15 protein-coding genes are annotated in these 22,645 nt (G+C 61.5%); 3 read left to right on the forward strand and 12 right to left on the reverse strand.

Translation table 11 applies throughout. The annotated features are described in order from the left end of the window. Window positions 1-30 precede the first annotated feature (30 nt). The 6 genes from ACSEXS_RS09305 to ACSEXS_RS09330 form a co-directional block, all read right to left on the reverse strand. Window positions 31-1,671 carry a serine/threonine protein kinase gene (locus ACSEXS_RS09305; RefSeq protein ID WP_438432879.1) on the reverse strand — a complete coding sequence of 547 codons (1,641 nt, stop codon included), beginning with the start codon at window positions 1,669-1,671 and terminating at the stop codon, window positions 31-33. A 140-nt stretch (window positions 1,672-1,811) separates the two neighbouring features. Further along, window positions 1,812-2,609: an ABC transporter ATP-binding protein gene (locus ACSEXS_RS09310; protein ID WP_438432880.1), complete on the reverse strand. Its 798-nt coding sequence runs from the start codon at window positions 2,607-2,609 to the stop codon at window positions 1,812-1,814. A 122-nt stretch (window positions 2,610-2,731) separates the two neighbouring features. Further along, complete coding sequence (locus tag ACSEXS_RS09315; RefSeq protein WP_438432881.1) at window positions 2,732-3,580, reverse strand: deoxyribonuclease IV; 849 nt, start codon at window positions 3,578-3,580, stop codon at window positions 2,732-2,734. Window positions 3,581-3,596: 16 nt separating this feature from the next. Continuing rightward, complete coding sequence (locus tag ACSEXS_RS09320; RefSeq protein WP_438432882.1) at window positions 3,597-4,400, reverse strand: Fpg/Nei family DNA glycosylase; 804 nt, start codon at window positions 4,398-4,400, stop codon at window positions 3,597-3,599. A 282-nt stretch (window positions 4,401-4,682) separates the two neighbouring features. After that, window positions 4,683-6,242: a ribonuclease H-like domain-containing protein gene (locus tag ACSEXS_RS09325; RefSeq protein WP_438432883.1), complete on the reverse strand. Its 1,560-nt coding sequence runs from the start codon at window positions 6,240-6,242 to the stop codon at window positions 4,683-4,685. After that, window positions 6,239-8,530: a DEAD/DEAH box helicase gene (locus tag ACSEXS_RS09330; protein WP_438432884.1), complete on the reverse strand. Its 2,292-nt coding sequence runs from the start codon at window positions 8,528-8,530 to the stop codon at window positions 6,239-6,241. Before ACSEXS_RS09330 ends, ACSEXS_RS09325 begins: the two co-directional genes overlap by 4 nt. A 213-nt stretch (window positions 8,531-8,743) precedes the next feature. Here ACSEXS_RS09330 and ACSEXS_RS09335 point away from each other — a divergent pair, with 213 nt between their 5' ends. From ACSEXS_RS09335 to ACSEXS_RS09345, 3 genes are all read left to right on the forward strand, one after another. After that, complete coding sequence (locus ACSEXS_RS09335; protein ID WP_438432885.1) at window positions 8,744-10,645, forward strand: ABC transporter ATP-binding protein; 1,902 nt, start codon at window positions 8,744-8,746, stop codon at window positions 10,643-10,645. Continuing rightward, complete coding sequence (locus ACSEXS_RS09340; RefSeq protein ID WP_438432886.1) at window positions 10,642-12,456, forward strand: ABC transporter ATP-binding protein; 1,815 nt, start codon at window positions 10,642-10,644, stop codon at window positions 12,454-12,456. Before ACSEXS_RS09335 ends, ACSEXS_RS09340 begins: the two co-directional genes overlap by 4 nt. Window positions 12,457-12,607: 151 nt before the next feature. Beyond that, the gene (locus ACSEXS_RS09345; RefSeq protein WP_438432887.1) at window positions 12,608-13,225 is read left to right on the forward strand and encodes a DNA-3-methyladenine glycosylase; all 618 of its coding nucleotides are present in this window, start codon (window positions 12,608-12,610) and stop codon (window positions 13,223-13,225) included. Between the two features lie 57 nt (window positions 13,226-13,282). Here ACSEXS_RS09345 and ACSEXS_RS09350 read toward each other — a convergent pair whose 3' ends face one another. From ACSEXS_RS09350 to ACSEXS_RS09375, 6 genes are all read right to left on the reverse strand, one after another. Further along, window positions 13,283-14,239, reverse strand: coding sequence for a serine hydrolase domain-containing protein (locus ACSEXS_RS09350; RefSeq protein ID WP_438432888.1), 957 nt, complete (start codon window positions 14,237-14,239; stop codon window positions 13,283-13,285). Window positions 14,240-14,333: 94 nt separating this feature from the next. Beyond that, complete coding sequence (gene murA, locus ACSEXS_RS09355) at window positions 14,334-15,647, reverse strand: UDP-N-acetylglucosamine 1-carboxyvinyltransferase (protein ID WP_438432889.1); 1,314 nt, start codon at window positions 15,645-15,647, stop codon at window positions 14,334-14,336. A gap of 453 nt (window positions 15,648-16,100) precedes the next feature. After that, a complete protein-coding gene (gene rnz, locus ACSEXS_RS09360) occupies window positions 16,101-17,051 on the reverse strand; it encodes a ribonuclease Z (RefSeq protein WP_438432890.1) in 951 nt (316 codons plus the stop codon). 82 nt (window positions 17,052-17,133) lie between these two features. Next, a complete protein-coding gene (metH, locus tag ACSEXS_RS09365) occupies window positions 17,134-20,577 on the reverse strand; it encodes a methionine synthase (protein ID WP_438432891.1) in 3,444 nt (1,147 codons plus the stop codon). A 222-nt stretch (window positions 20,578-20,799) separates the two neighbouring features. Further along, entirely contained in the window at window positions 20,800-21,681 is an 882-nt protein-coding gene (locus ACSEXS_RS09370) for an NAD-dependent epimerase/dehydratase family protein (RefSeq protein WP_438432892.1), read from the reverse strand. A 144-nt stretch (window positions 21,682-21,825) separates the two neighbouring features. Beyond that, the gene (locus ACSEXS_RS09375; RefSeq protein ID WP_438432893.1) at window positions 21,826-22,626 is read right to left on the reverse strand and encodes an HAD family hydrolase; all 801 of its coding nucleotides are present in this window, start codon (window positions 22,624-22,626) and stop codon (window positions 21,826-21,828) included. Window positions 22,627-22,645: the final 19 nt, after the last annotated feature.

A 22,645-nucleotide genomic window follows, 5' to 3' on the forward strand; every position in this document is an offset into this window, starting at 1 on the left:
GATTACAAGAGGGCGGCATGGTTTTTTTGCTCAGGCCCGGCGAAACCACCCTCGCAGGCCCTTGCGGCTGCGACGGTCGCCTCCGTCCGGCAGCAGCTCTGCGAGCAACGGCCGCAGCGCTTCCTCCAGCCGGGGGCCGAGCACGGGATCGTCCTGAACGCGCTTGCCCTTCCATTCGGCCTCAAGGACCGCTTGGGCCGGCAGCTCGGGAAGCACGGCGGAAGGACTGAAGGGAAGGGCCTCCAGCCACTCCTTGCGCCCGGCGAATCCGGAATCGCGGGTACCGGCCAGATAGACCGGACGACCCTGCTCCTTCCATTCGGCGAGAAGCCGGACCCGGCTCCGGCAGGAAGGCGCTGCCAGCTTGGCCGGATGCGGGCCCGCCACGCCGATGATACCATCGGCCATCGCGATCCATTCCCGGGCCGCCGGATGGCTCCAGTTCGACGAAAGATCCAGAATGGCGATGCCGTTCTTGACCGAGGGCAGCAGGCGGATGAACGAATCCGCCGCCTCCGCCGGCCGCTCCGGATCGAGCGGCAGCCACTCGGTGAAACGATCGCGCCACGGTCTTCGCTCGTCGCCCAGCTGCCTCTGGAGCAGCTCTTGGACGGACCGATAGCGGGGCGGAGCGTGCTTTTCCCCGTGGAGAAGGGAGTACAGCTCCGGCTCGTTGGCGGGAAACTCGATCAGCGTGTGGGCGAGGCCCAAGCTCGCCAGCGACCGGCACAAAGCCACCGCGAAGAAGGTGGAGCCCGCCCCCGGGTAGAGGCTGCCTGCGATCAACATCTGCCGCCGAAGCTGCGCGGCGGCGGGTGCGGCCGGGGAAGCCGGGAAGCCGGCGGGCCCGCCCCCGACGGAAGCGGTCGGCCGGTTCAACACATCGGCGATCGTCGCCGACAGCTCCCGGGCCGTCTGAAAGCGGCGGTCCGGATTCCTCTGCAGCAGCCGGACCAGCAGGGCTCTCAGTTCGGGCGGCACATGCCCGGCTTCGGAGAGTTCCCCTCCCCGATAGTGCGCCCCTTGATAAAGCAGATAATGGCACAGGGCCCCGAGGGAATACAGATCGCTGCGGGCGTCGGTGGTACCCTGCTCCAACTGCTCGGGAGATGCGAAGCCCAGGGTGCCGAAGCTCACGGTATCCCCCGCGGAGCCGGCAGAGTAATTGCGGGCGATGCCGAAGTCAATCAAGCGAACATGACCCTGTTCGTCGATCATCACATTACCCGGCTTCAAGTCCCGGTAGATGACAGGCTTCGGCTCGAGATGGTGCAGGTAGTCGAACAGGCTGCTAAGCTGCCCGGCGATCTCCATGACCCGGCGCACCGTCAGCTCCCCCTGCTCGAAGCAGGCCTGCAGTGTCTTGCCCTTGATGTAATCGGTCACGAGGAAGCTGTAGCCGCGCTCGTCCGGCGGAAAAAAGTCGACCGCCTTGAGCAAAAAGGGATGCTCCAGATGCGACAGCATCCGGGCTTCCTCCTCGAAGCCGCGCGGGTCGCAGGCATGGCGCAGCGAAGCCTTCAGCGCCCAAACCTTCTCCGGCAAGCGGGTATCTTCGGCCAAATAGACGGTGCTCATGCCGCCCCGGCCGATCTCGGACAGAATGCGGTATCGGTTGCCCACCAGGTCGCCGGGCTTCAGCGGCTCCTGGCGGATGTGCGGTTGCTGCAAAACGCAAATATCCCTCCTTTGCGGACTGATATGTCCCACAGTATAGGGTCGATGTGGGAATATTGTCCATCTTTAATTCCCCAAAGGGAACGCAAGGAGGGATAATTAACGCAATTAAATTATTTGTTTAATGTCATGAATTAGTTCAGATCGCCAAGCGATTCCACTTTCACCCACGGCCTTCCCTGGAACCAATCAAGCCGGACGGGAACGCCGAACGCTTGGGACAGCGTATCGGAGCGAAGCACCGTCTCCTTCTCCCCCGCTTTGACGAGTGCCCCGTCGTCCAGCAGGGCGCAGTGGGTGAAGGCGGGCATGATCTCTTCCACGTGGTGCGTGACGTAAATCATCAGCAGCTTCGGATCACGTCGATGCAGCTCGCCGATATTGGCGAGAAACCGCTCGCGTTCGTACAGATCGAGCCCGGCGCAAGGTTCGTCCATGATCAGGACGGCCGGTTCGCTCATCAGCGTTCGGGCCAGCATGATCTTCTTGCGTTCCCCCTGGGACAGCGTCCCGAGCGGCTGATCCTTCACCTTGGCCAGACCGACAAACTCGATCAGCTCCAGCGCTTTCTCCTTCACCTCGGCCGGAATCCGCTGATAAAAGCGCAAAAAGGCATACGCGCCGGTTGCCACCACTTCCCAAACGGGATCGGAGAGCGACATTTTCTCGAACAAGGCCTGGCTGATGTAGCCGATCCGCTTGCGCATCTCCCGCACATCGGTCTCCCCGTACCATTCCCCCAACACCCGGACTCTTCCCGATGTAGGAAACAGGTAGCCGTTGATCATCTCGAGCAGGGTGGTTTTTCCCGAGCCGTTGCGGCCGAGAATGACCCAGTGCTCTCCTTCCGACAAGGATAGGGAGATATCCCGCAGAATGGTTCGCTCCGAGCGAATGAAGGTAATGGCGTTCAGTTCTATGACAGGCTTCATGGCTTCCCCTCGCTTTATCCGGATTGGGCTTTTTTTCTCGGATTTCTCCATTGTAGCCCGGCCGAACAAGCATTTCCAGCCATTTTGCGATGAAAAATTCCTGGTGCGACGATAACCTTCGCCTAGTCCTCTACGGCGGCTTCTGCCCACCTCCGGGCTTCCGCAATCTCGGCCCGATGCGTTCCGTCCGCTCCTGCTCCTGTCTCCAGGACAAAGGGAATTTCCCGCAGTACAGGCGTCTGAAGGACCTCGCAAAGCTGTTCGACTCCGACGGTTCCCCGGCCCAGGTTGGCGTGGCGGTCCTTGCGCGAGCCGCTGGGGTAGACGGAATCGTTGAAATGGACGGCCTTCAACGCCTGCCAATACCCCAGCTCGTTGCCGATGCGGACCACCTCCTTCCAGCCCCCCGGACGCCAGAGTCCGGACGCATAAGCATGGCACGTATCGAAGCAAAAGCCGATTTTGTCGGGATAAGCGGACAGGGAGCGGATTTGTGTCAGCTCATGAAGCGTGGTGCCCATCGGGCTTCCGTCGCCGGCCTGATTTTCGATTAAAATCTGGGTCTTCCCGTTCCAATCAGCGAGAACCGAATCAAGCAGGTTGAGAATGCGCCGATAATCGGTCAGCGGGTCGGCGGACTTTCCCTTGCCGAAATGCACCACCACTCCGAGCGAGCCGCAGGCCTCGGCGATCTCGAGGTCGTTTCGCAGAGACTGACGGGTGACCTCCGCAAGGTGCTCGTCCGGCGTAGCGAGGTTGACCGGATAGGGAGTATGGGCGATGGACAGGAGCCCGAACTCCCGGCTGAACGAGCCGCAGGAAAGCGCATCGGCTTTGTTGAAGGCTTTTACCGAAAGGCTGCGGGGGTTCTTGGGAAAATACTGAAAGGCGTCTGCGCCGAGCTGCTTGGCCAAATGGGCAGCCTCCAGGTATCCCCGGCGTATGCTGATATGGCAGCCGATCCTCGGCATCCTCCGTTCCCCCTTCTCAATGTTGGCAGACCGGGCAGTAAAACAGCTTGCGCCCCGCCAGCTCCGTTTGTACGATCGAAGCGCCGCAGCGGAGGCACGGTTCTTCGCCGCGGTCATAGATTTGACAGAGGTCGTTGAAGCCTCCGGTCAGATGGTCCCCTGAATAGAGGGGGTGCTCCATGTACCCTCCGTGGGCCATCGCCTGCCGCAGAATGGTCTGCATCGACCGGTAGAGGCTGCCGGGTTCGTCCTCCTGCAAGTCGGAAATCCGCCGATCGGGCCGGATTCCGGCATGAAAGCACAGCTCGTCGGTATAGCAGTTCCCGATCCCCGCCAGAAACCCTTGGTCGAGGAAGGCCGCTTTCAGCGTGCCACGACGCTTCCTCAGCCGGTCCTTGAACTCGGACTCGGTCAACTCCAGCGGATTCGGCCCCAGTCCGGCCAGCTTGGCCTCGGCTTCCTTCCGGTCCAGCAGGTGCAGGTAACCCAACCGCAGGCCGATAAAATACAGCTCCTCCGCGCCGAAGCTCAGCTTCACCTGAACGGTTCGGTCCGGCTTGTCGGAAGGCGAGCCGTAGAACATCCAGCCGCCCAGCATCAGATGAAGCAGCAGCAGCCGATCGTCCGGCAGGTGAAACAGCAGATGCTTCCCGCGCCGCTCGATCCGCCGAACGGACGAACCGATCAGCGTCTCCTTCCAACGGCCGACCGGAACGTTGATCGTTTTTTCGCGGGTGACTTCGGTATCCGCAATCGGCTTTCCGACAATTCGCGGCTCCAGCAGCGTTCGGTAGGTCTCCATTTCCGGCAGTTCGGGCATTTGATCGGCTCTCCTTTTCTAACGGACATTCATGAACTTGGCTATCGTCCTTTTTGGTATGTCCTGCCAAGGAGCCGTTTAACCGGAATTCGCCTACAAAATAGCCGCCGAACGAAACTCATCCCAAATCAAAGGCTTACGCTTCGCTTCTTCACGGCCTCTCTCTTCTCCGGCTTTCTTTTGTTCGTCGATATAGCAAAAAAACGCCCCGTCGCCGGAGGCGTTCCTTCGTTAAGCGGTCATGGCTAAAGCACGGTTTCTCGGAATCGGTCTCCGAAGAGTTCAATCGAACAGGCTTCCCGCATAGCACGGGGGAGCCGCTTTTCCTCCGCTTCTTGCCGGACGAGCAGCCGGGCGGCCGGCCTTGGCGGCAGGACGTTGGCGCGGGTCTGTCGACTGCTTCGCGGCTACTTTCCGTCTCAGCCGCTCCGCCCGCTTCTCCAGGGCAGCCAGCTCGGCGCGCTGCTTGTCGGATGCGCGGGACAGCGACAAGCGCCGCTGGGCGGCGGCCTGCGCATCCGTTACGTAAGCCAACGCGGTACAGTACTCTTTAAGCGCGTGCTCATGGTACATCGACAGCTCCACGAAGGCTTCCACCGGCGTCCAAGCCTTGTCGCCCTGCTCTCCCACCGCTTTTCGCCACAGCTCCGCCGCTTTGTCCAGCTTTCCCTGCTTCTTATAATAGAGGCCAAGCGGGTGCCAATAGTCCCCGCTTTCCTCGGGAGGCCGGGCGAGCAGCCGTTCAAAGGCTTCCTCGGCGAGGGCGAGCTTGCCCATCTTGGCCAGCCACAGCCCGAGCCGGTATTCTTCCTCCGCCACGGTATCCGCATGCGGCAGTCCGCCTTGCAGAAGCCCGCCGAAATGAATCGCAAGCCCCGCCAACGACAGCAGGTCCCATTCGTTATGGACGAACACCCCGCGCATGATCTCCGGATCCTGCTCGGCCAAATACCGGAAGTACAGCGTTGGCGCCAGCGAACCGGGCACATCCTCCACCCGATGGAAACCGAGCCGCTCCTCCTCCACCTTGCCGAGCTTGCAGGAAGGCAGCGTATGCTTCCACAGACTGCGGGAGGGATGAAGAAAATCGAGATGGACCGCCGGAATCCGCCCCGGCCGCATCCGGTTCATCACGAAGCGGTTCAGGACGAGCGGCCAGTCGAACGATTTGCCGTTGTAGGACACCAGATGGGTGTGCTCGGTCAGCTTCCCGTTCAAGTAGACGAGCATCGCCAGCTCCTCCGCCGGATTGCGGATGAACAACTGCTCGATGACGAACTCTGCTTCCCGGTAGAAACCGAGCCCGATCATAAACGGAACGTTGCCCGCTCCCTGGCCGAGTCCGGTCGTCTCCGTGTCGAAGAACAGCAGCGATTCCGGCCCCTCGGCAACCGGCTCCCCGAAAGCGTTAAGCCCGGAGAGCCTAGCTTCAAGCGCTGTCAACCGATGGTCTCCGTGGCCGTGGCTCAGCGGATACACCGTGGTTCTGCGGATGAACGGTCCCGCCTCCGTCTCCACCCATTCCGCAGACAGCCTGGCCCAATCCGCAGCGTCGGGCGGAAGAGCGGAATTTCCCGCCGCAGCATCGGCGCTATCGGCATTCCCGCCGCCTCGCCGCCCGCTATCCCTTATCCTGCTGTCTTCTATGCCACGATCACCTTGCCCGCGGCCTTCCGCTTCTTCGATGGAACGCTCCGCGCTCTCTCCGGCCGAAGCCGGCTCCTCGCCGTCAAGCGACGAGCGCGCGGCGGATCGCTCGTCCGCCGACAATTCGGCCGTTCCCTCGGCTCCTTTGCCGCCCGCGCCCTTCAGCCGGTTCAGCCGCTCGCGCAGGCTGCTCATGGCCGTTCCTCGCCCGCCATGCGGCGGAGCAGCTTCAGCGCCTGCTGCTTGCCGAGCAGGCCGACCTCCTCGATCGGCCCAACGCAGGCCGGGCAACCGCTGAGGCAGCCGCAGCGGGAGATCAGCTCCTCCGCCTGCCTCAGCAGAGTGCCGTGCACCTCGTACAACCGCTCGCTGAGCCCCACACCGCCGGGATACCGGTCGTAGAAGAACAGCGTCGGCAGCTTGTTATGGACCGCCCGGACCTGGGCGACCACCCGAATGTCCTGCGGATCGCACATCAGGTACAGGGGGGCGATATGGACGAGGACGTTGGACAGACCGAGCAGCGCCGACTGCACATCGTTCGGGCTCATGCTCGCGGTCAGCTCCTCGCCCAGGGTGATCCAGTAGGAGCTGGTATGCAGCTCCTCTTCGGGCAGATGGATCGGGCCGGAGCCGATGTTCTCATGCGTACGCAGGCGAAGCTTCTTGAAGATCGTCGGCTTGGCGTTGACCGTGACCTCGCCGTACTGGCGCTCGATGCCGCCAATCTCTTCCTCGCGCATGACATGCAGCACCTTGAGCTGCACCGCAAGCGAGGCATCCGTGAAGTAGTCCACGCTCACCTCCCGGACATACGCCTTCTTCTCCTCCCAATCGAGCTTCTCCACCTGATACTGGACGCCCTCGTGGATGTAGATCGCCTCTTCGTGGATAAGCGTCGGCGCGCCGAACCGGTCGACCTCGCCGAGCACCCGGCTGCCGTTCGTCGTGTCGATGATGATGAAGTTCTCCTGGGCGGCCGAGCGCAGCGAGATGTCGTGGGCGGGAAAAGACTGCTCCATCCAGTACCAGCGGCCGCGCACCCGGTGCAGCACCTTCTCGTCGGTCAGGAATTCGAGGATGTCGGACAGCGATTCGCCGCCGAACGTCTCTCCCTCCTCGAAGGGCAGCTCGTACGCAGCGCATTTTACGTGGTCCACCAGAATAATCAGGTTCTCCGGATGGATCAGGGCCCGCTCCGGCGGGTTGTTGAAGAAAAAGTCCGGATGCTCGATCACGTACTGATCGAGCGGGTTGCTGCTCGCCACGAGGAAGGTGATCGAGCTTTCCTGCCGCCGTCCGGCCCGCCCCGACTGCTGCCAGGTGCTGGCGATCGAGCCCGGGTAGCCGTTCAGCACGCAGGCCTGAAGCTGGCCGATGTCGATGCCCAACTCGAGCGCGTTCGTGCTGACGACGCCCTGAATCTCGCCGTTGCGCAGCCCGCGCTCGATCTCGCGCCGCTCCTTCGGCAGGTAGCCTCCGCGGTAGCCGCGGATCGTCTTCGGGCCAAGCTCGTGCTTGATCAGATCCTGCAGGTAGGTGAGCAGGATCTCCATGCGCACGCGGCTGCGGGCGAAGACGATGGTCTGCACGCCGTTCTTCAGGAGCGAGCCGGCGATCTTGCGCGTCTCCAGCACGCTGCTCTTGCGGATGCCGAGCTGCGGGTTGACGACCGGCGGATTATAGAAGACAAAATGCTTCTCGCCGGTCGGAGCGCCATTGTTGTCCACCAGCGTCATCGGGCAGCCCGTCAGCCGCTCGGCGTGCTCCTTGGGGTTCTCGATGGTCGCCGAGGCGCAGATGAACTGCGGCGACGATCCGTAGAACCGGCAGATCCGCAAGAGCCGGCGGACGACGTTGGCCACGTGGCTGCCGAATACGCCCCGGTACGAGTGCAGCTCGTCGATGACAATGAAGCGGAGATTCTCGAACAGCTTCACCCACTTCGTGTGATGCGGCAGGATGGCCGAGTGCAGCATGTCCGGGTTGGTCACGACGATGTGCCCGGCATTGCGGATCGCTGTCCGCACCGTCGGAGCCGTATCGCCGTCGTAGGTGTGCGCCTTGATATCCGCGCCGAGCGCGTTGACCACCTCGAGCAGCTCGGCCACCTGGTCCTGGGCCAGCGCCTTGGTCGGGAACAAATACAGCGCCCGGGCTTCCGGGTCCTTCAGAACCGTATTTAGCACGGGCAGGTTGTAGCACATCGTCTTGCCGGAGGCGGTCGGCGTCACGGCTACGACATGCTCTCCCCGCGCGGCGGCCTCGAAGGCCGACGCTTGATGCGTATATAAGGCGGTCACACCCCGCCCCCTCAGCACCTGGGCGATGCCCGGATCGAGCGCTTCCGGAAACTCGGCGTACCGCGGCGCTTTGGGCGGAATCGTCCGCCAGTGGGTAACTTGACTCATGATCTCCGGCGTATTGCGGATGGTCTCGATCATTTCGGCGATATTCGCCGCTTTGCCGGTGAGTGGGTTCATGGCTGGATGCCGCCTTCCCTCTTCATTCCCTTTTCGGGTATCCCCTCCAGTTTACAGAATGTACGTTCGCCCGGCAACCGAAAAATCGGGGAACGCGGGTATTTTTTCTTTTATTGTTTTTTCTGTTGCCCCCGTTCGAAGCGGAATGATAAGATGCCTTTGAGCTTGAAGAGAATTCGCTTACAAACAGAAAGAAAAAGGGGGGAGACCCACATGAAGCTGTATTCGCGCCTCTTCGGTTACGTCAAACCGTATGCGGGCCGAGCTCTGTTTGCCTTGGTGCTGATGACGCTCGGCGTTTCGTTCGACCTGATCTCGCCGTGGTTCCTGCAGCTTGCCGTGGACAACGGGATCAAGCAGGGCAGCATGAAGGTCGTCATTTTCTTCTGCTTGCTCCTGGCAGGCGGACAATTAATGAAGACGGTAATCAGCTACCTGCAAGGCTACACCCAGGAGCTGGTCGGCCAGAACGTCATTTTTGACATGCGTCAAAAGCTGTACGCCCATCTGCAAAAGCTGTCCTTCTCGTATTACGACAAGGCCCAGACCGGGCAGATCATGTCGCGGATGACCGGCGATATCGATTCGATCAAGAATTTCATCTCCTTCGGCTTCATCAATCTCGTCCTCGGCATGCTCACCTTCGTCGGCACCATCGTGGTCATGATGCTGCTCAACTGGAAGGTGACGCTGATCAGCATGGTTACGGTTCCGCTGCTCATCGCGGTTCTGTACCAATTTAACAAGAAGGTCGGTCCCGCCTGGGGCGATATCCGCGAGCAGATGGGCAAGCTGACGGCCACCCTGCAGGAGAACATCGCCGGCATCCGCGTGGTCAAGGCGTTCGCCCAGGAGAAGCTGGAGCGCAAGAAGTTCGGTTCCCGCAACGAGGACAACTTCGAGACCAACATGAACCGCGCCAAGCTCGAAGCGAACTCCTTCCCGGTGATGAACTTGTTCGGCGGCGCCGTGTTTCTTCTGATGAACTGGGTCGGCGGCATTTACGTGGTCCGCGGCGAGATGTCCATCGGCACCCTGACGGCGTTTCAATGGTACGCCTGGGGTCTCATCTGGCCGCTCAATATGATGGGCTGGATCATCAACGTCATGCAGCAGGCCTTCAAGGCCGCGCCGCGCGTGTTCGAAATTCTCGACACACCGGTCGAGGTGGAATCTCCGCAGGACGGAGGACGCTCCGCAGCGGCGATCAAGGGCAACGTGGAGTTCCGGAACGTGAGCTTCCGCTACGCTTTGCGCAAGGACCCGGATGCGACGTTCCCGGGAGCCGATCCGGAAGGCGAGTCCTTGGCGACATCGTCCCCGGAGCCGGAAGCGCAGGCCAAGGCTGTGCTCGATTCCGTCAACCTGAACGTCAGAGCGGGCGAAGCGATCGCCGTACTCGGCGGAACCGGATCGGGCAAGAGCTCGCTCATCCAGATGCTGGCTCGCTTCTACGACGTCACGGAGGGCTCCGTCGCCATCGACGGCGTCGATGTCCGCGACTATAACCTGGAGGAGCTGAGAAAATCCATCGGCATCGTGCCGCAGGAGACCTTCCTCTTCTCCGCCACTATCCGCGAGAACATCGCCTTCGGCTGTCCGGACGCCTCTCAGGAAGAGATCGAGGAAGCCGCGCGCCGCGCGCAGATCCACGACTTCATCCTGACGATGCCGAACGGCTACGACACGATCATCGGCGAGCGGGGCGTCGGCCTCTCCGGCGGCCAGCGCCAGCGCGTCGCCCTCGCCCGCGCCGTGCTGCTCAATCCGCCGATCCTCGTGCTCGACGAAGCGACGGCGAGCGTCGATACCGCCACCGAATCGGCCATTCATGAAGCGTTAGCCGATGTCATGCAGGGCCGCACGACCTTCATCGTCGCCCAGCGGCTCTCGTCCATCCAGCGGGCCGACCGCATCATCGTCCTGGAAGACGGCCGCATTGTCGAACAGGGAACGCACCGGGAGCTGATGGCCCGGGACGGCTTCTTCCGCAACCTGTACCGCCTCCAGCAGGATGCGGCCGGCGATCCCGAGCTTGTCGGGAACCCGGGAGTCCCTGCCGGAAATCCGAACGCCAGCATAGCCAGCACGGCCAGCCGGGAGGTGAACGCATGAGCCAGATTGAATGGGATTCCGATGAAGAAGAGTCCGAGAAGGGCTTTAATAAAGAATACCTGGTTCGCATGTTTGGCTACCTGAAGCCCCACAAGAAGACCTTGTCGGTCGTGGCCGTCGTCGTCATTGCCGGCATGCTGCTCAGCCTGCTTGAGCCGATGCTGATCCGATACGCCATCGACGAAGGCATGGTCAAGAAGAACATGCGCGTCATTCATATTTTCGCATTGTCCATTCTGGCCATCCGGGTCGTCTCGTTCTTCCTGCAGCGGATTCAGATCCGCCGGGTCAACTACACCGGCCAGCGGATTCTCTATGAAATCCGTCGGCAGCTCTTCGACCACCTGCAGACCTTGTCGTTCCGCTTCTTCGACGGCCGGCCCGCCGGGAAAATCATGTCCCGGGTGACCAACGATACGGGGGCCATCGGCGAATTGATCAACGGCGGTCTGGTGACGATCATCATGGAGCTGACGCATCTGGTCGGCATCGTCGTCATCCTGCTCTACTGGGACTGGAAGCTGGCGCTCATGGCCTTCACCGTCCTGCCCTTCCTGGTGCTCCTGGTCACCGGCTTCCGCACCCGGATCGAGAACGCCTGGACCCGCTCGCGCAAGACGATGTCCGCCATCAACGGCAACCTGAACGAGACGATTCAGGGCGTTCGGGTCATTCAAGCCTTTTCGCGGTCCAAGATCAACGAGGGCAAGTTCACCGACATCAACAACCGCAACCGCGGCGCTTTCATGCGAGCCATCAGCCTGGAGCTCACCGTTTGGCCGCTGGTCGAGCTGATCGGCATGCTCGGCACCGTCATCGTGCTCTGGTACGGCTCCAGCCGGGTCATCTCCGGCGAACTGACCGTCGGCTTCATCGTCGCCTTCATCAACTACCTCTGGCGCTTCTGGGGGCCGCTGTCGGCGCTCTCCAAGGTCTACAGCCAGCTGCTCTCCGCCATGGCCTCCGCCGAGCGAATCTTCGAGATTCTCGACACCGAGCCGGAGATTCAGGACCGCGTGAACGCGCCCGACATGCCGCCGATTGAGGGGCGGGTTGTCTTCGACAACGTCAAGTTCCGCTATGAAGCGAACAAGCCGGATGTCATCAAGGGCTTGAACTTTGAGGTAAGCCCGGGGCAGCGGATCGCCATTGTCGGGCCGACCGGAGCGGGCAAGAGCACGATCGTCAACCTGCTGATGCGGTTCTACGACCCGAGCGAAGGGCGGGTGCTGATCGACGGCATCGACCTGAAGGAGGTCTCTCTTCCCTCCCTGCGCAGCCAGTTGGGGATCGTCCTTCAGGACTCCTTCATCTTCTCCGGAACGATTGAGGAGAACCTCCGTTACGGCAAAAAGGACGCCACCGACGAAGAGCTGCGCCGAGCCGCCGCCAGCGTCCGCGTCGACCGGATCGCCGAGCGCTTTCCCGAGGGCTATCAGACGCAGGTCGAGGAACGCGGCTCCAAGCTGTCCGTCGGCCAGCGCCAGCTGCTCGCCTTCGGCCGGGTCCTGCTGGCCGACCCGCGCATCCTGATTCTCGACGAAGCGACCTCCAGCGTCGACACCGAGACCGAGCAGCACATTCAGGAAGCGCTGGACACCTTGCTGGAAGGACGCACGTCCTTCATCATCGCCCACCGCCTCTCCACCATCCGCAGCGCCGACAAAATTCTCGTCATCCGGGACGGCGAGATCGCGGAGAGCGGCAATCACGAGGAATTGCTCCGGCATCGCGGCATCTACGCCAATCTGTATTACACCCAGTTCGCCATGCAGCAAAAGCTGGCGCAGCGGGCCGTAGGCGAAGAGTGACCGGGCCAACGGCTGGCACGGCAACAAAACGGCAGTTTGGACGTTTTCTGTCCAAACCGCCGTTTTCCTTTGGAATCCCCCGGCCATGGCTTACAATAGGAGATAAACCGGAGACCGGACAACGTTTCATCTAGAGAGGAGCGACCGTTCCATGCGGAAGTTGGAGAGGGACTTTTACAGCCGGGATGCCTTACTCGTAGCCAAAGAGCTTCTGGGCAAGGTGCTTGTCCACGAAATCGAAGGGAAACGCCTTGCCGCGAAGATTGTGGAGACGGAGGCGTATCGGGGAATCATGGATAAAGCCGCGCATTTTTACGGCGGCCGAAGAACGCCCCGGGTGGAGGTCATCTATGGAGCCCCTGGCTTCTCTTATGTCTACCTCATCTATGGCATGCACCACTGCTTCAATATCGTGACCGGCGGCAACGAAGAGCCGGAGGCCGTCCTGATCCGGGCGGTTCAGCCGGTTGAGGGTTTGGAACCGATGGCCGGGCACCGCTTTGCGAAGCCGTACGGTCAGTTGACTCCCAAGCAGGCACTGGGACTGACGAATGGGCCGGGGAAGCTCTGCAAGGCACTGGCGATCGATAGAAGCCTCAACGCGGAAGACTTATGCGGAAGCCGACTCTATGTGGAGGACGGGGATACGGATACGGAGCCGGTTTCCGTCGTTACGGCGAAGCGGGTCGGCATCGACTACGCCGAGGAAGCCCGGGACTATCCTTGGAGGTTCTACGTGAAGGACAATCTTTATGTGTCCGTCTTATAGCCCCAATCAGACAGGGATCGACCGGCTGTCAATTCCTGCGATTCCCCGGGAAAAGATTTATTTCCCTCTCCCCAGCATCGGCTCCAGAATCGCCCGGTGAAACAGCTCCTTCGACCGGATCGCATCGCTTCGGCCCTTTAAGCTCTTGCGAACGACCGCCGTCAGGTGCAGCTTGGGCACGACAAACAGATATTGCCCCCCATAGCCGAAGGCAAAATAGTAATCGCAGAGCCCGTTCTGCTCGCTCGGCGATACCCACCAATGATACCCGTATGACGCATAAATCGGCGGCTCGTACAGCGCGAGCCCCTTATGCCGGACGCAGATCGACTCCCGCACCCATTCGGCGGAGATGAGCCGCTTGCCTTCCCATTCCCCCTCCTGCAGATACAGCCGGCCGAAACGGGCCAGCTCTGCCGCGCTCAGGAACAGACCGGCACCGCCCTCTCGGATTCCGCCATTCTCTCTCCAGGCAGGCGGATGAATTCCGAGCGGCGCAAACAGCGCTTCCCGGGCAAATTCCAAGAGATCGCCGTCCACCACCCGGGTCAGCACGGCCGCAAGCAGATGCGAACCGCCGGAGTTGTAAGCGAAGGCGTGGCCCGGCTCTTGGGCAAAAGACCGGTTCAGGACATAAGCGGCCCAATCGGGCTGCCGCTTCATCTCCCAATACGGCTTGTCGAAGTCCGGCCAATCGAAGCCCGCCGTCATGGTCAGCAGATGCTCCAGGGTGACCGCCTCCCGCTGCGGCTCTCCCTCCGCCCATTCGGGGAAGAAGGCCGCCAGCGGCTGGTCCACGCCCGTCAGCAGCCCGCGGTCGAGGGCGATGCCGACCAGAGCCGACAGCACGCTTTTCGTGATTGAATACACCGCCTTGACCGTATCCCGCCTGCGGTCGCTCCATTGAAAGAGCTCCTCTCCCCGGCTCACCACGAGAACGTTCTTGAAGCCCGCCCGCCCCAATGCTTCGCTCTGCAAGTCGGGAACCGTTGCCATACCCGCCGTTTGGTCCATGCGAATTCCCCTTTCCGGCTACTAAAAAAGGAATCGGCCGTTACTCCGATTCCCCTTATGCTCTTCTGATGGTCCGTTTATCAAGAGTTCAGCTTTAGATCCCCGCAACCGCGATGGACGAAACGGCAGCGACCGGGCTTTCCGTCTGGAAGAGATCTTCCGTGTAGCGAAGACCGGCGCCGAGCTGGTTGAACAAGCTGATGACATCCTCGTAACCGCGCTCAATGTGCTCCGTACCGGCGATCAGCGTCTTGCCTTCGGCGACCAGACCGGCCATGATAAGCGAGGTTCCCGCCCGCACATCGGATGCATGGACGAGGGTGCCGACGAGCGGCGCTCCTCCGGTGATAAAGGCGGAACCGCGGCGCACGTCGATGCGCGCCCCCATCTTCCGCAGTTGCGGCACATGGCTGAACCGCTCCGGATATACCTTCTCGGTGACGATGCTGCGGCCCTGCGCCATGAGCAGCAAAGCGGTGATCGGCTGCTGAAGGTCGGTGGCGAACGCCGGATACATGCCGGTGCGCACCCTTGCCGCATGCAGCCTCACGTCGCCGTAAGCGGTGATGCTGCTGTCGCGCACCTCGATCTCCAACCCGATCTCCTTCATCTTGGCGATGGCGCTGCCGAGATGCTCGGGGATGACATCCTCCACCGTCACCGTTCCGCGTGTAAGGCCGGCCGACATCAGGAAAGCCCCGGCGATCAGACGATCGGGAATGACGGTGTATTCCACGGCGCTCAGATGCTTGACGCCCTCGATGCGAACCGTATCCGTCCCGGCTCCATAGATCCTGGCACCCATCTGGTTCAGCAGATTGGCCGTATCGACGACTTCCGGGTCTTTGGCGGCATTGCGCAGTTCGGTCACGCCTTCGGCGCACGAAGCGGCAAGCAGCGCATTGATCGTAGCGCCCATGGTGATCGTATCGAAATAGATCACGGCCCCTTGCAGCCGTTTCGCTTCTACGGTGTAATATCCTTCGCAAAAGGTAAACTTGGCGCCGAGCGCCTCAAGCGCTTTGATATGCTGGTCGATGGGCCGCGATACAAAATTGTCGCCGCCGGGATACCCGATCGTCACCTTGCCCATCTTGCCGAGCAGAGCTCCCACGAAATAATAGGAAGCCCGGTACGAGGAGGTCTTCTCGCGATTGAGGTCGCTGGAGGTCATCCGGGAGGGGTCGATTACGACGTCCCGGTTGGGCTCGCGGACCATCGAAATGCCGATGCCGGTCACAATTTCCTCAATGTAACGAAAGTCCAAAATATTCGGAATTCCCTTCAGCCGCACCGGACCGTCCGCCATGCAGGCGGCGGCCAACAGGGCGAGGGAACTGTTCTTGGAACCCGATACTTTCACGCTGCCGCTGAGCGGTCCTGACTGCCCCACTTCAATATACTTCATCTCGGCTGCCTCCCCCGATCTCTCTCACGATATGCTCTTATCTGTATTGGCTAAATAGTCGGAATTTAACCGCATCGGTCATGCAGCCAATAGGGACGGATTGTGTCCCATGGCAGGCCGAGGGCAGGTCCCGCTCTCCGGTTCCCACTCCCCCATATGACGATTCCCGGCGTTCCGGTGTTGCAGATGCCGCCATATGCGGCTTCCCAATCTATAGTTACCCTCATCGGGGTCCGCCCGAATCAAGCACCCGCTTGAATTCGCCGACCTGAGGGATTTTGTTCCGAAATCTGCATTTACGTCCGATTTAGCTGCGGCTTTTCCGCCGCACACCCGCCGTTTTCGCGATCTTCTTTTCGATCGGTCGGCGGTCCAAGGAAATTCGCTGCCAAAAACTCAGGTTTTAGCTTACCACATTTTTATACCCGGGGAAATGATTAATTGTGTAAAGAATCAACTATTTTTCGGCTGCGCGGGCCCCCCGCGTTTCCGCTCTACCTCAACGGTCATGAAATCCTCCGCGTAGTCGCATTTCGGGAATACCTCGCGCGCCTCTTGAAGCAGCGCATCCTCCGCTCCTTGGTAACGGGCGCTCACATGGGTCATCACCAGCCGCCGCGCCCCCGCTTGCAAGGCAATTTCCGCGGCTTGCCGGGCGGTGGAATGCCCGTAGTCGGCCGCCATCTGTGCCCGGTCGTTGGTGAAGGTCGCTTCGTGCACGAGCAGGTCGGCGCCTTGCGCCAGCTTTACGGCGGCGGGATGCGGCCGGGTGTCGCCGATGATCGCCACGATGCGCCCGGGCAGGTTCGGACCGACGTAGTGTGATCCGTCAATGTCTCTGCCATCCGGCAGCGTCACCCTCTCCCCTCTCTTCAGCGCGGCAAAATGCGGTCCCGCGGCGATGCCGTCCGCTTTCAGCGCCGCGGCGTCCAGCGTGCCGGGGCGGTCCTTCTCGCGGATGCGGAAGCCGAAGCATTCGATCCGATGATCGACCCGGGCCGCCTCGACGGCAAAATGCGCATCCTCGAAAATGACACCGTCGGCGATTTCCGTAATCGTGACGGGGTATTTCATCCGCGATTCGCTCAGCCGGAGTGAGGTTTGAATGAAATCGGCGATCCCCTTCGGCCCGTAAACGGCAATCGGCAGCTCGGCGCCGTGATTCGAGCGGGTCGACAGGAGGCCGGGAATGCCGAACAGATGGTCGCCGTGCAGATGGGTCACGAACAGCTTCGTGATCCGGCTCAGCCGAAGCGGCGTATGGAGCAGCTGATGCTGGGTTCCTTCGCCGCAGTCGAACATCCAGGAAACGCCGCATTCCTTTTGCAGATTAAGCACCGAGGAGGTGACATTGCGAAATTTCGTCGGGGTTCCGGCCCCGGTGCCGAGAAAGGTCAGTTCCATCTCGTTTGGCGTCGCTCCTTTATCATAATCCGATCAGGGGAAAAAAGTGCCCATCCTCAGTCATGGACACCTCTGTCCGCCTTTAAACCTTTTCGACGTTGAAATAGTGGGCCTGCGGGTGGGCAAAAACCATCGCCGATACGGAGGCCTCGGGGTCCATCATGAATCCTTCCGTCAGGTGAACGCCGATCTCTTCGGGCGCGAGCAGCCTGAACAGCAGCTCCTGGTCTTCCAGATTCGGACAGGCCGGGTAGCCGAAGGACACGCGGATGCCCTGATAGCGCGCGCCATGCCGCTGCTTCATCGTCATCTCGGCCGGGTCGGGGAAGCCCCAATTGTCGCGCATGATCTGATGCACACGCTCGGCGAACGATTCGGCCAGCTCCAGCGCACAAGCCTGTACCGCATGGGAGCGGAGGTAATCGCCGTTCTGCTTATAGTGCTCGGACAGCTCATGGACGCCGTGTCCGGCCGTTACGGTCAAGAAGCCGACATAATCCATCTCGCCGCTGTCGACGGATTTGAGATAGTCCGACAGGCACAGATAGGGTTCGACCTCCTGGCGCGGAAAAGAAAATCGCTCCAGCACCCGGGTAGGGTCCTCGGGATCGTAGACGAGAATATCGTTGCCGTCCCCTTGCGCCGGGAAGAACCGGTAGATCGCATGCGGCTTGATCAAGCCCTCTTGCTCCGCCTCGGCCAGCAGCCGGTCGACGGTTTCCTTAAGCTGCACCGCTTTGGTATCGCCTTCCTTGAGCAGCTTCTCTACCGAGCCGCGCAGCCCGAGGTGCTTGCCGAGCAGCATCTCCCAGTTCACATAGGGGATGAGATACGGCAGCGGGTAATTGCGCAGGATGTGCCGTTCCGTATCCGGCGGAACGAAGACCGGAACGGTCCGGTCAATGGTCGTGTTGCGGGCGCGGGTCAGCGCGGGACCGTCCGGGCTCTTGCGTCCGGATTCCTGCACATAAGAAGCCTTCGCCTCCCGCAGCTCTTGAATGATCAGCTCCCGCTTCTCCGGATCGGTGAGGCGGTTCGCCAGATCGAGCCCTTCCATCGCGTCCTTTGCATAGAGCACCGCGCCGTCGTACTCCGGCTGAATGCGCGTCTTCGTGAATTTGCGCGTCAGCGCGGCGCCGCCCACCATAATCGGCGCATCGATGCCGGCATGCTGCAGGTCTTGCGCCGTCACCACCATCTGCTGGGCGGATTTGACGAGCAACCCGGACAGGCCGATTACATCCGGACGTTCGCGGTTAAAGGCTTCGATGATCTGCTCCGGCGGCACCTTGATGCCCAGGTTGATTATCTTGTAGCCGTTGTTGGCGAGGATGATTTCCACCAGGTTTTTGCCGATGTCATGCACATCGCCTTTGACGGTGGCAAGCAGGACCTTGCCCTTGACGGCGCTGTCTTTTTTCTCCAAATAGGGCTCCAGGTACGACACGGAGGCTTTCATCACCTCGGCGCTTTGCAGCACCTCCGCCACGATCAGCTCGTTGTTGTTGAACAGCCGGCCGACCTCCTCCATCCCCTTCATCAAGGGCCCGTTGATGATGTCGAGCGGAGCATACTTGACGAGCGCTTCGTCGAGATCGGCGGTGAGGCCGTCCTTCGAGCCTTCGACGATGTAACCGGCGAGCCGCTCCTCCAGCGTCAGGTTAGATACCTGTACCTCACGAACGACCTTCTTCTCGCGGAAGGCAGCCACGAAGCGGGCCAGCGTCTCGTCGCCTGTGCGGAAAATGAGGTCCTCCGCCAGCTGCCGCTCTTCCTCGGGTATGGAGGCGTACCGCTGCAGCTTCTCGGTGTTGACGATCGCATAATCGAGGCCTGCTTTGGTGCAGTGGTAGAGGAACACGGCGTTCAGCACCTCGCGCCCCGCTTCCGGCAGGCCGAACGAGACGTTGCTCAGGCCGAGAATCGTCTGGCAGCCGGGCAGCGCTTCCTTGATTAGCCGAATGCCCTCGATGGTTTCGCCCGCCGAGCCGATATACTGCTGATCCCCCGTGCCGACAGGAAACACGAGCGGATCGAAGATCAGGTTCTCGTCCTTCAGTCCGTACTTGTTCACGAGCAGCTCGCGTGAGCGGAGCGCAACCTCCAGCTTATCCTGGGCGGTGATCGCCTGCCCGCGCTCGTCGATGGTACCGACGACAACGGCCGCTCCGAAGCGGTGGATGAGCGGAGTCACCCGGGCGAATTTCTCCTCGCCTTCCTCCAGGTTAATCGAGTTGATGATCGATTTCCCCTGCGTGTAGGTCAGAGCCAGCTCCAGCACCTTGGGGTCGGTGGTGTCGATCATCAGCGGAACCTTGACCTTCTTCACCACAAGGCGCAGGAACTGCTCCATGTCCGCCGCTTCGTCGCGGTCAGGGTCCTGCAGGCAGACGTCGATGACATGAGCGCCCTTCTTGACTTGGGCTCGGGCGATTTCCGAGGCTTCCTCGTATTTGCCGTCCGCGATCAACCGCTTGAACTTCCGGGAGCCGAGCACATTCGTCCGTTCGCCCACCATGTACGGGCGGCCTTCCGGCTCAATGTAAACCGTGTCGATGCCGGAGACGGCGGGAGCGTGCCCGCCTTCCGCCTGCCGCGGCGGGTAAGCGCTCAGGGTCTCGGCGAGCGCGCGAATGTGGTCCGGCGTCGTGCCGCAGCAGCCCCCGGCCACGTTCAGCCAGCCCTGCTCCGCGAAGCCGGCCATCTTCTTGGCGAGCGAATCCGGCGATTCGTGGTAATGTCCGTCTTCGTCGGGCAGGCCGGCGTTCGGGTAGCAACTGATCGCCGCCCGGGAAATCTGGGCCAGCGTACGGATATGGTCGCGCATGAATTCCGGTCCGGTGGCGCAGTTCAGCCCGATGGAGACCGGATTCAGATGCTCCAGCGAAATATAAAAGGACTCGATGGACTGGCCGGCCAGGGTCGTGCCCATCGGCTCGATGGTGCCCGAGATCATGATCGGAACCCGGCGGCCCGTCTCTTCCATGGCCCGGCGGACGGCGATGCTCGCCGCCTTGACGTTAAGCGTATCCTGCGAGGTCTCGATGAGCAGCGCATCCACACCGCTCTCGATCAGCGCCAGCGCCTGTTCGCGGTAGCTCGCTTCCAACTGCTCAAAAGTCACTCCGCCGGTGACGGACAGCGTCTTGGTCGTCGGCCCGAGCGCTCCGGCCACGTACCTCGGCCATTCGGGCGTGCTGTAGCGGGCAGCGGCCTCTACGGCCAGACGGGCGGCGACCCGATTGATCTCATCGGCCCGATCCTCCAGCCCGTACTCCGCCAGCACGACGCTGGTCGCGCCGAAGGTATTCGTCTCCAGGATATCGGACCCGGCCTCCAGATAGGCCCCGTGAATACGGGAGATGACATCCGGGCGGGTCAGCACGAGCATTTCGTTGCAGCCCTCCAGCTCTTCGCCGCCGAAATCGGCGGCGGTCAGGGGCTCCCGCTGAATCATGGTGCCCATCGCCCCATCGAGTATCATGATTTTCTTGGCCAATTGTTCCTGCAAGGATGGTTTCGCCACGTTTATGTCTTCCTTTCCGCCCGATCCGACTGGCATGCGCTTCTGATTCAACTTCAATCCGTGATCTTAATCCGCGATCTCCCCCACTTTCCAACGATGGAAACGGATTCTGCAGCTCCGATTGGAGAGAGGGCGCGCTTGGATGTTATTCCTCAAAGTGTATCACGATCGACCGGGGAACAAAAGAGGGCCGGCGTATTATTCCGACCCTCTTGAGGGGAATTAATGGCGGTGCTCCGACGCCAGTATTTGCACCAGCTCGGGCAGCCAGTCGTCCAGCTTCAGGAAACCGAAGCCCGCCTGCTTCGCCTTCTCGTTGCTCGCTGTCCAGGACTCCTCCACTCCGAAGGGGGACATGTCCTCCTCTTCGGTTTCGGCTGCCAGCCGGGCCCTAGCTCCGGTCGCCTGTTCGATGAGCCCGATCAGCCGGTCCAACCGGATCGTTCCGTCCGAGCAGGCATTGAAAGGGCCGGTGAGCGCCGCATCCGCCTGCCAGCGCAGAAACCGCGCCGCCTCATCGGAGCGGATAAAGACCATCTCCGCCTGCGGGTTGGGCAAGCCGATCGGCCGGTTCTCGGCCACCCGCTCGACATGGAAATGCAGCCGCCGGGTGTAATCATCCGTTCCGAGCACGATGGGGAACCGGACCGTACTGACCGGAAAGGAGGCTTGCTGAACGAACACCGCTTCGGCCAGCCGCTTACCCTCTCCGTATGGGAAGTCCTGCCGATTCCCCATTCGGATCGGATAGCGGCAGGGATCGAACGCTTCCTCCGGGATTCCGCACCCCAGGTCATACACGCTCATGCTCGAGGTAAACACATACTTGCCCACGCGATCCCGGAACAGCCGGCTGGCGTCGGCTGCAGAATCGGGCGAGTAGCCGATGTTGTCGAACACGACATCCCACTCACCGCCGCCGAGCCCGGCAGTTAGCGCTGTCCGGTCTTCCCGGTCGAGCGTAAGCCGGTTCACCCGATCCCCGAAGGAATCAGCCGTTTGGCCGCGCGTCACGATGGTCGTCCGGACGCCTTCCTCCAGCAGCATTTCCACCAGCCGTTTGCCGAAAAACCGCGTTCCGCCAAACACCAAAGCCTGTTTCATTCGCTTCGCCTCCCCGGAATGGTCCTTGCGTTTCTTTTACCAAAAATTCCTTTACCAAAAAAGCGAATCCCCTTCGCCCTTGCTCCGAGAGAGATTCGCTTGGATGGTCTTAAGTCCTGGCGCGTGAGCGCACCGCTTCGCCGCTCAGGCTTGTTGGATGGCAGGCAGCTCCAGCAGCTCGCGCAGCCGCTTAATTTCCCAGGTCGGCTCGGCCTCGCCGGTTCTTGCCGCCCCATGGGCGTTGATCCAGACGTTCGGCATGCCGATGGAACCGGAGCCGAGGATGTCCGTCGTCAGCTTGTCCCCGACCATGACGCCTTCCTCGGGCGCGATGCCCAGCAGCTCCACGGCCCGGCGGAAGATAGCGGGCGATGGCTTGCCTTCGCCGAATTCGCCGGAAATGAGAATGTGGTCGAAATAACCGGCCAGCTCGGGAAAGCCCGCGATCTTTTCCTGCTGCAGATCGGGCGCTCCGTTGGTCAGGAGCAACAGCTGAAACCGGCCGCGCAGCGCGTCCAGCACTTCGAAGGTCTCCTCGTAGGCCAGCGGACGGGCGCGCCGCTCGGCGGGAAACCGGGCGGCCAATTCCGCCGCAAGCGCCTCGTCTTCGACGTCCAGCGCGCGCAGGCCGCGCGACCAAGCCTCCGACCGGTAGCCCGGCGCCAGCGTCTGCAGCTTGCGGAAGCTCTCGTGCTCGCCGCCGCTGAATTCGGCCCATAGGGCTTCGAACGGATTGATGCCGATCATCTTGGTGAACGGGAAGGTCTCGTAGGATTCGTAGAGAGCCCTCGCCTCCCGGCGCACCTCCGTTTCCAGCCGCTCGGGATCGAGGCCGGGCGAGCGTTCGGCGGCATAGCGGCAGGTGGCCGCGAACGCCTCCTTCACGCTTCGCTCGTCCCAGAGCAAGGTATCGTCGAGATCAAACAAAACGGCCTTCGTCCCCATTCCTCTCCCACCCCTGTTC

This window comes from Gorillibacterium terrae, from assembly GCF_051594785.1.
In the GTDB taxonomy this organism is placed as follows: domain Bacteria; phylum Bacillota; class Bacilli; order Paenibacillales; family NBRC-103111; genus Gorillibacterium.